13 protein-coding genes and 1 riboswitch are annotated in these 12,360 nt (G+C 71.5%); of the genes, 6 read left to right on the top strand and 7 right to left on the bottom strand.

What is annotated here, in order from left to right; translation table 11 throughout:
* Positions 1 to 12: 12 nt before the first annotated feature.
* Positions 13 to 411 carry a hypothetical protein gene (locus KOV94_RS15680; RefSeq protein ID WP_130779758.1) on the bottom strand — a complete coding sequence of 133 codons (399 nt, stop codon included), beginning with the start codon at positions 409 to 411 and terminating at the stop codon, positions 13 to 15.
* 238 nt (positions 412 to 649) lie between these two features.
* Here KOV94_RS15680 and KOV94_RS15675 point away from each other — a divergent pair, with 238 nt between their 5' ends.
* The 3 genes from KOV94_RS15675 (at position 650) to KOV94_RS15665 (ending at position 3,872) form a co-directional block, all read left to right on the top strand.
* Positions 650 to 1,438 carry an electron transfer flavoprotein subunit beta/FixA family protein gene (locus KOV94_RS15675; protein ID WP_218052551.1) on the top strand — a complete coding sequence of 263 codons (789 nt, stop codon included), beginning with the start codon at positions 650 to 652 and terminating at the stop codon, positions 1,436 to 1,438.
* An 11-nt stretch (positions 1,439 to 1,449) separates the two neighbouring features.
* Entirely contained in the window at positions 1,450 to 2,427 is a 978-nt protein-coding gene (locus tag KOV94_RS15670; RefSeq protein ID WP_130779759.1) for an electron transfer flavoprotein subunit alpha/FixB family protein, read from the top strand.
* A gap of 98 nt (positions 2,428 to 2,525) precedes the next feature.
* Positions 2,526 to 3,872, top strand: a complete 1,347-nt coding sequence (locus KOV94_RS15665; RefSeq protein WP_218052550.1) for a phenylacetate--CoA ligase family protein — start codon at positions 2,526 to 2,528, stop codon at positions 3,870 to 3,872.
* A 19-nt stretch (positions 3,873 to 3,891) separates the two neighbouring features.
* Here the strand turns inward: KOV94_RS15665 and KOV94_RS21410 are convergent, their stop codons facing one another.
* Positions 3,892 to 5,052, bottom strand: a complete 1,161-nt coding sequence (locus tag KOV94_RS21410; RefSeq protein WP_218052549.1) for a YncE family protein — start codon at positions 5,050 to 5,052, stop codon at positions 3,892 to 3,894.
* A gap of 106 nt (positions 5,053 to 5,158) precedes the next feature.
* Entirely contained in the window at positions 5,159 to 6,073 is a 915-nt protein-coding gene (locus tag KOV94_RS15655; RefSeq protein ID WP_218052548.1) for a F510_1955 family glycosylhydrolase, read from the bottom strand.
* Between the two features lie 267 nt (positions 6,074 to 6,340).
* Positions 6,341 to 6,505, top strand: a riboswitch (cyclic di-AMP (ydaO/yuaA leader).
* 472 nt (positions 6,506 to 6,977) lie between these two features.
* On the opposite strand from KOV94_RS15655, the gene KOV94_RS21345 reads away from it, so the two are divergent.
* Positions 6,978 to 7,298, top strand: coding sequence for a C40 family peptidase (locus KOV94_RS21345; RefSeq protein ID WP_308160587.1), 321 nt, complete (start codon positions 6,978 to 6,980; stop codon positions 7,296 to 7,298).
* 113 nt (positions 7,299 to 7,411) lie between these two features.
* On the opposite strand, the gene KOV94_RS15645 is transcribed toward KOV94_RS21345, so the two are convergent.
* The 4 genes from KOV94_RS15645 to KOV94_RS15630 all read right to left on the bottom strand — a co-directional run bounded on the left by KOV94_RS15645 (position 7,412) and on the right by KOV94_RS15630 (position 10,116).
* Positions 7,412 to 8,032, bottom strand: a complete 621-nt coding sequence (locus KOV94_RS15645) for a DUF305 domain-containing protein (RefSeq protein ID WP_218052546.1) — start codon at positions 8,030 to 8,032, stop codon at positions 7,412 to 7,414.
* 199 nt (positions 8,033 to 8,231) lie between these two features.
* Entirely contained in the window at positions 8,232 to 8,738 is a 507-nt protein-coding gene (locus tag KOV94_RS15640) for a peroxiredoxin family protein (RefSeq protein ID WP_308160586.1), read from the bottom strand.
* 116 nt (positions 8,739 to 8,854) lie between these two features.
* Positions 8,855 to 9,844, bottom strand: coding sequence for a cytochrome c biogenesis CcdA family protein (locus KOV94_RS15635; protein WP_218052544.1), 990 nt, complete (start codon positions 9,842 to 9,844; stop codon positions 8,855 to 8,857).
* A complete protein-coding gene (locus KOV94_RS15630) occupies positions 9,844 to 10,116 on the bottom strand; it encodes a thioredoxin domain-containing protein (protein ID WP_308160584.1) in 273 nt (90 codons plus the stop codon). The genes KOV94_RS15635 and KOV94_RS15630 overlap by 1 nt, the downstream gene beginning before the upstream one ends.
* A 150-nt stretch (positions 10,117 to 10,266) precedes the next feature.
* Here KOV94_RS15630 and KOV94_RS15625 point away from each other — a divergent pair, with 150 nt between their 5' ends.
* Positions 10,267 to 10,989 carry a response regulator gene (locus tag KOV94_RS15625; RefSeq protein WP_218052542.1) on the top strand — a complete coding sequence of 241 codons (723 nt, stop codon included), beginning with the start codon at positions 10,267 to 10,269 and terminating at the stop codon, positions 10,987 to 10,989.
* The gene (locus KOV94_RS15620; RefSeq protein WP_218052541.1) at positions 10,986 to 12,092 is read left to right on the top strand and encodes a HAMP domain-containing sensor histidine kinase; all 1,107 of its coding nucleotides are present in this window, start codon (positions 10,986 to 10,988) and stop codon (positions 12,090 to 12,092) included. Before KOV94_RS15625 ends, KOV94_RS15620 begins: the two co-directional genes overlap by 4 nt.
* Positions 12,093 to 12,360: the final 268 nt, after the last annotated feature.

The following is a 12,360-nucleotide window of genomic DNA, read 5'->3' as shown; positions in this document are numbered from 1 at the left end:
CGGGCGGGCGGATCACTCGGCCGGCGGAATCTCCGGCTGCGATCGGTCGATCTGAAGCGGCCGCAGCGCCGCAGGCTGCTCGGCGACGCCCGGGCCACCCTTCTCGAGCCACCGCTCGAGCTCATGGGTGAGTTCGTCTCCTGCGAGACGTTCGAACCACACCGGTCGGCCCGAAGCGCGTCGGCCCACGGCGCTCGGTCGCGCGACGACGACGTCGCCGCGCTCACACTCGTCGAGGCACTCCGACAACGTGAGGTCGGCAAGCCCGCGACTGCGCAGCGCCTCGAGCCGCGCGAGCTGCCCGCCTTCCAGCGGGTCGTGGACACCCAGGGTCTCGCCGGCGCACAGGCTGCAGGCGGTCAGCCCTGGACGCGATGCAGGGCGCGGAGGGGTGGTCGAGCGATCGGGCACTTGATCAACGGTACCGACGTTCTGCAGGGCCTCGATCGATGAGCGGTCCGATCCGCATGAAGGTTCGATCAAGGTCCACGGGCGATCCCCTTGAGCCGGGCCGATCCGGGACCTTCGGTGCGGTTCGTGGCAGGACCGGTCCTCGTACGGTCGTCGCGCCCTGGACCGACCTCGATCTGGAGGGCAGGCGGGTCGAGCAGGTCGCGACCGCGCGAGTGGTGACCGAGAGGAGCAGCAGGTGCAGATCGTGGTGTGCGTCAAGCACGTCCCCGACGTCCAGTCGGACAGGAGGTTCACGGAGGACGGCCGCGTCGACCGGGACCAGGACGCCGGCACGCTGAACGAGTTGGACGAGTACGCGCTCGAGGCAGCGCTCGTCCTCGTCGAGGCGCACGGCGGAGAGGTCACCGTCCTGACGATGGGACCAGCTCGGGCCGAGGACGCGGTTCGTCGGGGGCTGCAGGTCGGTGCCGACCACGGCGTCCATGTTCGCGACGAGACACTCGAGGGATCCGACGTCTTCGCGACCGCACGCGTGCTCGCGTCGGCTGTCCGCCGCGTCGGTGAACGAGCGCCTGTCGACCTCGTACTCACGGGAACGTCGTCGTTGGACGGTCAGATGGCCGTGCTGCCGGCGCTGCTCGGCGCCGAGCTCGGCTGGCCGACGGCGCCCCTCGCGGCGCGGATCGACGTCGCAGGCGCGAGCCTCGAGGTTCATCGTCACCTCGAGGACGCCGAGGAGACGCTGGTGGCACCGCTTCCCGCCGTCGTCAGCATCACGGACCGGGCGAACGAGCCGAGGTACCCGAACTTCAAGGGAATCCAGGCCGCGCGGAAGAAGTCCGTCGAGCTCTGGACGCTCGCCGACCTCGCGATCGCTCCGAACGAGGTCGGGCGGTCCGGCGCCCGGACGCGCGTTGCGACCAGCACGCTCCGCCCGCCGCGGGACGGCCGCGTGCTGCTGACCGACACGGGCGATGCCGGGGTGCGCATTGCCGACTTCCTCGCCGCCCACCAACTCATCTGATGGGGACAACCATGACCACGCAGCCTGACCCGGTGCTCGTTCTCGTCGACCACGACCACGGAGGGGTCGCGCCGTCGGCCTGGGAGATCCTGGCCGTGGCTCGTCACCTCGGGCCGGTCCACGCTGTTCTTGTCGGTGCCGGCCCTGAAGGGGCGCTCGAGGAGCTCGCCGCCTACGGCGTCGCGGCCGCGCACCTCGTCGAGGCGCCAGCTGACGTGGCGCTTCTCGCACCGACCGTCGCGCGCTCGCTGACCAGGGTTGCCGCGTCCGCGGACGCGACGACCGTCGTACTGGCGGCGAGTCCGCGGAACGCCGAGATCGCCGCGCTCGCCGCCCGCGAGCTCGGTGCCGGACTCCTCCTCGACGCGCGGTCCCTTGGCCGTGGCGCCGACGGTCGCCTGGTGACCGAACAGCTCGCGTTCGCGTCCATGTGGTCCGTCGTCGCGGAGTCGCTCGCTGAGCGCTGTGTCGTCACGCTGCGCCCGGAGCCGTCACATGTGCTTGCGCACGACGCTCGTACAGAGCCCTCGATTCGTCGGCATCGGTTGCCCGAGGGCGATGAACTGCGTGGGCTGCGCCTGAGCTCTCGGACCTCGAGCATAGCGGCGGAGGGTCCGAAGCTCTCCAGCGCCCGGGTCGTCGTCGCGGGCGGCCGTGGTACCGGCGGCGACTTCGGGCCGCTGCGGGAGCTCGCCGCCGCACTCGGAGGCGCGGTGGGCTCGACGCGTGTCGCCACGGATGAAGGGTGGATCGCCGCCGACACCCAGATCGGGCAGACCGGTGCAACCGTGAGCCCGGCGCTCTACGTCGGAGCTGGCGTCTCGGGAGCCGTCCACCACCGCGGTGGCATGCAGTCGGCGGGCGTCGTGGTCGCCATCAACAACGATCCCGACGCACCGATCTTCGAGATCGCCGACTTCGGGGTCGTGGGCGACCTGTTCGAGGTCGTCCCGCAGCTGACGGCGGAGGTGCTGCGCCGTCGATCGTGAGAGGCAGGCAGCCTTGACCCGACCTCAGGAGCACCGTGATCCCTCCTCAACCCGACAAGAGCAGGATCGAGCCGGGACGGATCGACGGAGGAGGCCACATGGACGTCGAAGTCCTCGTGCGCGCGCTCGCCGAACGACGCCGGCTCGCGCACCGGGATCGGTGGTCGCGTGAACAGGTCCACGTCTACCGCCAAGCGCGGTTGGCGGAGCTGCGCCGGTGGGCAGTGACCCGGTCGACGTTCTACGAGCGCCACCATGCAGGGCTCGTCGACGCACCGCTGTCGGAGTTGCCTCCCGTCACGAAGCCCATGCTGATGGACGCGTTCGACGACGTCCTCACCACGCGGGACATGACGCTCGCAGCCATCGAGGAGCACCTCCGGCAGCTGAGTGACTCGAGCGGCGACCCCGGCGCGCGCTGGCGCCGCCGCTGGCGCACAGCCGCTACCGCGGGGACGACAGGTGTGCGCGCAGTCCTCGTCTGGGACGACCAGGAGTGGGCGACTGTGCTCGCGTCCTACGCACGGGCGACCGTCTGGGCGGGTACCCCCACAGGCATGCGGCCGGTTCGCATGGCGGTGGTGAGCTCGCGCAACCCCACCCACCAGAGCGCGGTGGTCGCAGCGTCGGCCCGCTCGCCCTTGATCCGCTCGCTGCGGCTTGACGCGACGGCACCGTTGAGCGAGACCGTCAGCGCTCTCAACGCCTTCGCACCCGAGGTGCTGGTCGGCTATTCCTCAGCGCTGCGGCCGCTCGCACTCGCGCAGATCGACGGGTCCTTGCGCATCCGGCCTCGGGCGGTCATGTCTGCCTCCGAGGTCCTGAGCGAGAGCGCGGCGCGGGTCATGACGACCGCGTGGGACAGGGCACCGTTCGACGTCTACGCCGCCACGGAGACGGCCGGCATCGCCTCGACATGCGAGCTCGGCCGGCGCCACCTGTACGACGACCTCGTCATCGTCGAACCGGTCGACGCCGCTGGGGCGCCGGTTCCCATGGGAACTACCGGAGCGAGACTTCTGGTGACGGTGCTCTTCTCTCGCACCGTGCCGCTGATCAGGTACGAGCTGTCCGACCGCGTAGCGATCGGCTCCGGTGACTGCCCGTGCGGGCGGCCGTACCGGCTGCTCGAGACCCTCGAGGGCCGCGCCGAGGACACGTTGAGCACGGCCGGACGAACCCACGCCGGCGACCTCACGGTGCTGAGGAACGTGGTGGAGCAGTTCCCCGTGGACATGTGGCAGCTCGCGGAGACGGCATCGGACGAGATCCGAGTCCTCGTCGTGCCCCATGACGGGGACGCGGTTCCCGCCGACGAGATCCGACGTCGCCTCGAGGCTCGCCCGGAGCTGCACGGCCATCGGGTCCGGGTCGACGAGGTGGCGACACTACCGCGAACACCCCTCGGGAAGGCGCCGCTGCGCCGCTCGCCTCCGGAGAGGTGATCGCCTGGCGAGCGTCTGCTCAGCCGTGGTGGTCGCCCTCGCCGTGTCCGTGCCCCGCGTCGTCACCCTCATCGCCCGCCGCGTCGGCCGAGTAGTCCGGCACGTCTACCGCCGTCTCGGCAAGGCCCCCCGTGGCCGTCACCGGGGAGAACGAGATCCCGTTCGGCATGTCCCCGACCGTGATCGTTGCCGTCACGGCGAGGTCTGTGAGGTCGAGCACCGAGACCGTGTCGGCGTAGAGGTTGGTCACCCAGGCGAGACGCCCGCTCGGGTCGACGACGACGCCGTGCGGCCCCGCTCCTGTGGTCACCGTCCCGGTCACGGTCATGGTCGCCACGTCGATGATCGACACCGTGTCGCCGGGCGCGTCGGCGGTGCCCTGGTCGGCGGAGAGCAGCCGGGCACCGTCCGGGGTGAGGTAGAGCTGCACGGGAGGCGTGGGGACGGTGACCTTCTGGACGACCTCGTGGCGGGCGAGGTCGACCTTCGCCACGGCGCTCTCCCCGGCGAGGCTCACGTACGCGAAGGCGCCGTCGTCGGAGACGGCGACCTGCACGGGCGAGCTGCCCACCGCGATGCTCGTCGTTCGTGTCAGGTTCCGCGGGTCGACGACGTCGATCGCGCCCGCCGTCGTTCCGGCGACGACGAGCGATGCCCCGTCACGGCTCGGCCGCAGACCGTGTGGGCCCGCGCTGAGGGAGACCGTGCCGGTCGAGCTCGCGGTGGTTGCGTCGTACCGAGCGAGAGTGTCCTCGTCCGAGTTGGTCACGTAGACCGACGATCCGTCCGGACCTACGACCACGTGAGCAGGGCTCGCGCCTGTGGCGGCGGTCATCAGGAGCCGCGAGGTCACACCGTCGAGTGCGACGAGCGCACTGTTGTGACCGCTGACCGCCCACACGGTCGCCCCGTCGGGGCTGGCCTGGACGTTGTGCGGGCTCGGGATTCCGGTGACCGTGGTCAGAACCTCCCCGGTCGCAGCGTCGATCGCCGAGAGGCTGCCGGCACCCTCGTTCGCGACCCAGACCGTGCCCGACACCCCGGGGTCCGCTGTCCGCGAGAGGGTAGGCACGGGTGAGTCCAGGCCGGCAGGGATCGCGGTCGCCGCGCCGCACGCCGCCAAGAGCAGAGGACTCACGGCGAGCAGCGCGGTCTTGCGTCGACGGGTCCAGGTCCACATGAGTGCTCTCCCACGGTCGGGGTCGGGTTCCGCACCACTGTTGGCGACCGACCCCGCACGCGCCCCGGTTATCCCATGAAGAATCCGTGGATATCCGCTCGACGGCTCATCCGTCGCCGAGCGGCGCGAACCCCGCGGCGAGGTCGCGCGACTCGAAGGCGCCACCCTGCGTGATCGCGATGACGCGGAGCGAGCCGTCCGACCCTCGCACCGCAGCGAGAGCTTGGGGCAGAGCTTCGAGCTCCGCCTTCTGCTCCCACGTGGCCCCGCGGTCCTCGCTCACCGCGACGACCCCGTCCGGGGTCACCCCGACCACCGTGTCGTCATCGGCCCACGCGACCACCTGCAGCAGCGGCGCGTCGGCGATCTTCTCCCATTGCGCCCCGCCGTCCGTGGACCGCACTGGGCCGGACTCGCTGGTGACTACGAGAGTTGCGCCGTCGGGCGAGACGTCCACCGCGAAGGGCGGGACCGGGACGGGGAGCGGACGCCACGTCGTGCCGTCGCTCGTGCTCTCCAGGCGTGAGCCGTCGAACGCGACGACGCCCTCTTGCGACGCGGTCATCGCGTGGAAGTCGGACACCCCCTGACGTGAGAGCGGCTGCCATGTCTCCCCGGCGTCGGTCGACTCGATGAGCCCCACCGGGTTCGGGAGGTCCACTCCCGCGCCCGGGTGGCCGGAGGCGTAGAAGTGCCCAGGACCGGCCGCGGTGAAGCCCATGAGGTCGATGACCGGGCCGACGCGGGTCCACTCCGAGCCGTCGCGCAGGAACAGTCCTTCGTGTGTCGCGAGGTAGACGCGACCGTCGGCCGCGTCGATCGCGACACCGTGCACATGCTCACCGGGCAGTGCCGAGCCCGAGCTTTGGTCGTCGTCGTGTGAATGGGCGTGCCCGTCGCTCGCAGTGGCGACCGGCGCCGCCGGCGTCTGTCGACCGTCGGCGTCGGAGCAGGCGGTCACGAGGGTGGCGGCGACGAGCGCAGTCAGAGCCGCCACGGCGCGGCGGGGCATGCGGTTCATGAGGTCGTCCTGATCGATGGCGGGAGGAGGTGCGCTGGCGAGGTCGCGGCCCGCGCATGACCAGCCTCACCCGAGCCGTGCCGAGCGGCGTCGCGATTTGCTCAAGGTTTGATGAAGTCACCCCCCCAGCGGGCGCAGCGAACGCCGTCTGGGCCCTTGGTCTCCTTCTATGAAGATCCCGTTGAGTTTCGTGTCGGCGGGGTCGGCGAAGGCGGACGCTCGTCTAGCCTCGACTTGCCGGTGCACCGCCGGCACGTCCTCGGTGGGCGCCGAACCCTGCCGACCCCGAGGCCGCACATCGAGCACGAGAGGCAGGGACGGGGGACCCAGGAGTGCGGGCACCACGGTGCCCTCGGGGTGAAGCCACGATGTGGCCGGGAGACTTCCGCCCGAACCCGACAGCTAACCTCGCAGGCGTTCGGGAGGTTCTTCCATGCCCGCTCGCTCCGCGAGTTCCCGCCACCGTGCGGCCCGTCGTCCACGCACGGCCCTTGACGACCTGGTGGTCCGTTCCACCGACAGCGTGAACGAAGCCGGCCGACGCTCCGTCGCCGTCGCAGCTGCCTCCGGACTTGCCTTCGGGCTCGCTGCCGCACCGACGTACGCCGACCACCCGCGCGAGTCTGCCCAGTCGATCGGCGGAGTTGACACGGACGCCGCCACGGCGGCCGCGCGTGCCCTCATCGGTGCGCGGGTGGTCACGGCGCCGGCCGAGGCGACGTGGACGTTCGACGCTCCCGTCATCACCGCGGTCGCCCCGCCTCCGCCTCCGGCCCCGGCTCCGGCCGAGACCCGGGCGACGGCGTCGAGCCGTTCCCAGGAGCGCCGCGCCACCACCCCCGCGGCCGCGCCGGCAGCCGCGGCCCCTTCCGTGGAGGTGCCGGCGAGCGCGTCCGGAAGTGCGGTGGTCGAGATCGCGATGCGGTACATCGGCGTGCCGTACGTGTCGGGCGGGACGACTCCTTCCGGTTTCGACTGCTCGGGCTTCACGTCGTACGTGTACGCGCAGGTCGGCATCAACCTCCCCCGGACCTCGAGCCAGCAGCGCTACGCCGGGACGGTCGTGTCCCGTGCCGACGCGCAGCCGGGCGACCTGATCTGGTCCCCGGGGCACGTCGCGATCTACGCGGGCGGCGACATGCAGGTGGACTCCCCGCGTCCCGGAAAGACCATCCAGCTGCGCGAGATCTGGCAGTCGAGCCCGACCTTTATCCGCCTGGGCTGACGACCACCCGGCGACGACCAGCGGCACCGACGGGCTGGACCGTCTGCCAGGACGGCTGAGACGACGAGGGCCGGCCATCGCACCCGCGGTGGCCGGCCCTGCTCGTGCGCTGACTACATGTCGCTCAGCAGGTTCGTCATCTCCGTGATCTCGGCCGTCTGTGCGTCGATGATCGTGCGTGCGAGCGCGAGCGCGTCGGCGTTCTCGCCGTCCTCGAGCTGCTGCTCGGACATCACGATGGCGCCCTTGTGGTGCTCGATCATGAGCTCGAGGAAGCGCCGGTCGAAGTCCGCTCCGGACAGGCCGTCGAGGTCCGCCATCGCGCCCTCCTGGTCCATGCCGTCCATGTCCATCCCGCCATGGTCCATGCCGCCGTGCCCCATCTCGTCCGGGCCGGGCTCACCCCATGCCTCGAGCCACCCGGTCATCTGCTCGATCTCGGGGCCCTGGGCGGCGGAGATCCGCTCCCCGAGGGCGACCACCTCAGGTCGTTCGCCGCGCTCGACGGCGAGCTCCGCCATCTCGATCGCGCCCTCGTGGTGGACGATCATCATCTGAGCGAACTGGGCGTCGGCGTCGTTGTGTGCCTCGGTCTGGGAGGTCTCGGCGGTGGTCGGCGACTCGCCAGCGCCGGTGCCCTCAGAGGCGTCGCCCCCGGAGCATGCGGCGAGCGTGAGGGCGAGGGTCGTGGCGGCCGCTGCGGCTACCAGGCGGCGGCGTGCGGTCGTGGTCATGGGGATCTCCTGAACGTCGGGACGGTGCGGTCGGTGCGGACCTAGGCGGCAGGCGTCTGCGAACAGCATCCGCCCGCGGCGGGTTCGGACGAGCTGCAGCACTGCTGAGGCTCGGTGCTGGTGCTCTCCGGTTCGGTGACGTCGTTCTGCTGGCAGCAGGACATGCGCTTCTCCTTCGTGTGGTGGATCGGAACGCGGGTCAGAGGTGCCGTCGGACCTCGGAGAGCAGGTCGTCGGGCGCGAGCCACATCGAGGGGTAGTCGCCCTGCCAGACCTGCTGGCCCTCGGCGTCGACGAGGACGAAGCCGTGCCCCGGAAGGCCCTCGTGCATGCCGGTGCCGAGCGTGCCGTACGCCTCGGAGACGGTGCCGTCGTCGAGGAGGAACGGTGACTCCACCCCCAGACGCTCGCGATCTGCGTTGATCTGGTCGGCCGTGTTCATGACGATCGGCAGGACGGTGATCCCGGCCTCGACGAAGTCGGGGTCCTTCTCGATCTCGGCCATCTGCTGCAGGCACGAGTCACAGCCGGCCCCCTCGTTGAAGTAGAGGACCACGGGCTCGCCGCGGTAGTCGGCCAGCGACACCTCGGAGCCGTCGGATGTGGGCAGTGTGAACGGCGGGGCTTCACGGACCTCGCTCGAGGCCGTCGGTCGGGACGACAGCAGCCCGGCGGTGACCAGGACGCCGACAACGACGGCGCCCACGCCCCACAGGACCCAGGTCCGCAGCCTTGCGCGTCGCTCGGCCCGCTGCTCTGCCGCACGGGCTCGCGCTGCTGCGGCCTCGCGCTCCTCACGCCGTCGTGAAGCGGTCCCGGACGTCATCGTGTGGTCCCTTCCGTGGTAGCTGTCGCCGACTCATGGCAGGTCGGCTCGTGCGGCACGATGTCCGCGTCGTGAGCCGTCGACGGCTCGCTCTCCAGGGGCTCGACGCCCGCGCTCGACGTCCGGGCGCGGCGGCCCACCAAAGCGCCCCAGACGAACGCCCCGGCGAGGGCGAGGAGCCCGATGCCCAGGACGACCTCGGGGACGGGGGCGAGCCAGCTCTGCACGGCGCCGAACGTACGCGTCAGGACGCGGCTGGCGGCGTCCTGTGCCGACGTCCCACCGGTCATGTCCTCGCTCGCGGCGAGCGCGATGACGAGGAGCCCCATGATCGCGAAGGCGATCGCCACGGCGACGTTGATCGTGTTGGTCACGAGCGAGAATCGACCGGCGTGCAGCCGGACGAGCCGCGCGCGCATCAGGCGCCGCTCCCCCAGCCGAGCGCGGTCCCACAGGAGCGCCATGACGAAGAGCGGGAACACCATCCCGAAGACGTACGCGAGGCCGAGCGCGAACCCACCGGCCAACGACCCGGAGAGGGCGGACAGCGTCATGACGCCCGCGAGGACCGGCGCGCAGCAGGAGGAGGCGATGCCCGAGAAGATGCCCAGGGCGAAGAAGCTGGCCGTGTCCCCCCGCGCGGTGTCGGGTGCCCGGACGAACGACGGCAACGACCACATGCGCCCGGACAAGGCGAGCGCCGCCAGCGCCAGCATGAGCACTCCCCCGGCCCAGTACAACGGCGCGTGGTAGCGCGCGATCGCACCGGCGAGCGCGCTCACGCCCAGCGTGATCGGCACGAGCACCGCAGCGAGCCCGGCGGCGAAGACGAACGTCAGCGGCAGCAGGCGCCAGCGAGCGTTCTTGACCGCCCCCGCGAGGTAGGACGGTGCGAGGAAGACGATGCAGCACGGCGCGAAGAGCGCGACGCCGCCGGCGAAGAACGCGGCCAGGATGCTGCCGGTCGCGAGGAGCTCGGTACCCATCAGGCCTGTGCCCTTTGCAGCGGGTGGGGGCGTGCGGTGAGCGTGCGCTCCAGCTTGCGGCGGGGCAGCCGCCCGGCGGAGAAGTACACCCCGTCGACCAGGACGAGAGGCGCGAGCGGCGGCCGGTGCCGTGCCACGAGCTCGCGGCCCGCGTCGGACTCGGCCTCGACGGTGTCGACGACGATCGGATGATCCTTCGCCAGCTCGGCGAGCACAGCCTTCGCGTCGTCGCACAGGTGGCACGCATGCGCCTGGACGACAGTGATCCGCACGGGTGGACGGGCGTGGACCGGCACAGAGGGCTCCTCGGGTCGTTCTGACGGACCCCAGCCTCGCCCGGGCGCCTCGAAGGACCGCTCGCCGTTCGATCAAGGTTTCGTGAAGTCCCGGGACACCGGTCGTCGGTCCCCGAAGATGGAGCAATGACGTCCACACCCGCACCCGTCGCCGCGCGACGCGCCGTCGTCGTCGACGACGAGGTCGCCCTCGCCACGCTCGTCGGTGGATACCTCGAGCGCGACGGGTTCGCGGTGACCTTCTGCCACGACGGCGCGCAGGCCGTGGAGGTCGTCCGGCAGGTCGATCCGGACGTCGTGGTGCTCGACCTCGGGCTGCCGGGCGTCGACGGCATCGAGGTGTGCCGCCAGCTCCGGACCTTCACCGACTGCTACGTCGTCATGCTCACCGCGCGAGCGGAAGAGGTGGACACCCTGATCGGGCTCTCCGTCGGTGCCGACGACTACGTCACGAAGCCGTTCAGCCCGCGTGAGCTGATGGCGCGCGTGAACGTGCTCCTGCGGCGCCCGCGGCAGTCGACGTCGACCCCCGCGCCTGCCTCCCCCGCCTTGCAGATCGGCCCGCTCCGCGTCGACGTCGACGCCCGCGAGACGCACCTCGACGGCCGCCGCATCGAGCTGACACGGACCGAGTTCGACATCCTGACTGCGCTCGCGTCGCGGCCCGGCATCGTCCTCTCGCGCCGAGCGCTGATCGACGTGGTGTGGGGTCCGGGGTGGGTCGGCGACGATCACCTCGTCGACGTGCACGTCCTCCATGTCCGGCAGAAGCTCGGCGACACCGCGAAGGAACAGCGGTTCGTCCGCACTGTCCGCGGCGTCGGCTACCGGATCGGCACCGGCGAGTGACGAGCTCGGCGCGGCGGTTCGGCCTGGCGTCGCGGCTCCTGGTGGCGATCGGGATCGTGCTGGCGACGGCAGCCGCCACGGCATGGATCGTCGTCGCGGCCGTGGGTCCCACGGTGTTCCACGAGCACCTGATGCGCGCGGGCATCTCCGACCATGCGATGGCGGACATGCACGTCGAGGAGGCCTTCACGTCTGCCACGACGGTCGCGTCCGCCATCGCCCTCGTGGCGGCGGCAGCAGCGGCGGCCGCCGTGAGCCTCGTCCTCACGAGGCGGATCGGTGGGTCGCTGGCGGCGGTGTCGACGGCTGCCACCTCGCTCGGTGCCGGCCACTACGACGTCCGCGTCCCCTCGCCCGGCCTCGGAGCGGAGTTCGACGACCTCTCCGAGTCCTTCAACCGGCTGGCGGACCGGCTGGAGGAGGCGCAACGGCTGCGCGGGCGGTTGCTCGCCGACCTCGCGCACGAGGTCCGGACGCCGGTCGCCACGATCAAGGGCTACCTCGAAGCGGTCGAGGACGGTGTGCAGCCGCTCGACGCGACCACCATCGCCGTCCTGCACGAGCAGGCCGACCGGTTGGCCCGGCTCGCTGCCGACCTCGCCGCCGTGACGCACGCGGAGGCGGGTGACGTCGTTCTCGACGCCGAGCTGACGCCGCCACGGGAGCTGGTCGACGCCGCCGTGAACGCCGCACAAGAACGGGCAGCGGCTCGGGGCGTCACGCTCACAGGCACTGCGACGCCTGGGCTGCCGGCCGTGCTCGCCGACCGTCACCGCATGTCCCAGGTCATGGACAACCTCGTCACGAACGCGCTGCGCCACACGCCGAGCGGCGGTGAGATCGTCGTCCGCGCCGAACGCGAAGGCGACGGTGTCAGCGTCGTCGTCACGGACACCGGCGAGGGGATCCCGCCAGAGCACCTCACGCACGTCTTCGACCGCTTCTACCGCGTCGGGACCGCACGGGACCGTGCGAGCGGAGGTTCGGGCATCGGCCTGGCCATCAGCAAGGCGCTCGTCGAGGCCCACGGCGGCTCGATCCGCGCGGCGAGCGCGGGGCCCGGTCGCGGCGCCACCTTCACCGTGAGGCTGCCGGCGGCCTGACGGACGTCAGCGGCGGTGTGCCGACCACGGGCGCTCGGAGACCCCACGCGGCCGCGACGGGAAGAGCCGGGCGATCGCCCACACCGCGACTGCGACCGCTACGAGGACGACCGGCACGACCACCCACACACCGAGTGACGAGACGACGTCGGGCATGGCGGGCACCTCCAGAGCCGCGACCGGTCGGTCGCACTCCTCGATGCTGACGCGCCGACATCAAGGCACGGGCGACGGCAGATGAAGACTCGCTCAAGGCGGGCGGATCGCG

Source organism: Cellulomonas algicola (assembly GCF_019024305.1).
Classification (GTDB): Bacteria; Actinomycetota; Actinomycetes; order Actinomycetales; family Cellulomonadaceae; genus Cellulomonas; species Cellulomonas algicola.
This window is presented reverse-complemented; position numbering and strand designations above follow the sequence as displayed.

Excerpts from the sequence above, each read along its gene's own strand:
- KOV94_RS15670 (WP_130779759.1), top strand. The coding sequence starts at position 1,450 with ATGACCACGCAGCCTGACCCGGTGCTCGTTCTCGTCGACCACGACCAC.
- KOV94_RS15665 (WP_218052550.1), top strand. The coding sequence starts at position 2,526 with ATGGACGTCGAAGTCCTCGTGCGCGCGCTCGCCGAACGACGCCGGCTC.
- KOV94_RS21410 (WP_218052549.1), bottom strand. The coding sequence starts at position 5,052 with ATGTGGACCTGGACCCGTCGACGCAAGACCGCGCTGCTCGCCGTGAGT.
- KOV94_RS15655 (WP_218052548.1), bottom strand. The coding sequence starts at position 6,073 with ATGAACCGCATGCCCCGCCGCGCCGTGGCGGCTCTGACTGCGCTCGTC.
- KOV94_RS15645 (WP_218052546.1), bottom strand. The coding sequence starts at position 8,032 with ATGACCACGACCGCACGCCGCCGCCTGGTAGCCGCAGCGGCCGCCACG.
- KOV94_RS15635 (WP_218052544.1), bottom strand. The coding sequence starts at position 9,844 with ATGGGTACCGAGCTCCTCGCGACCGGCAGCATCCTGGCCGCGTTCTTC.
- KOV94_RS15625 (WP_218052542.1), top strand. The coding sequence starts at position 10,267 with ATGACGTCCACACCCGCACCCGTCGCCGCGCGACGCGCCGTCGTCGTC.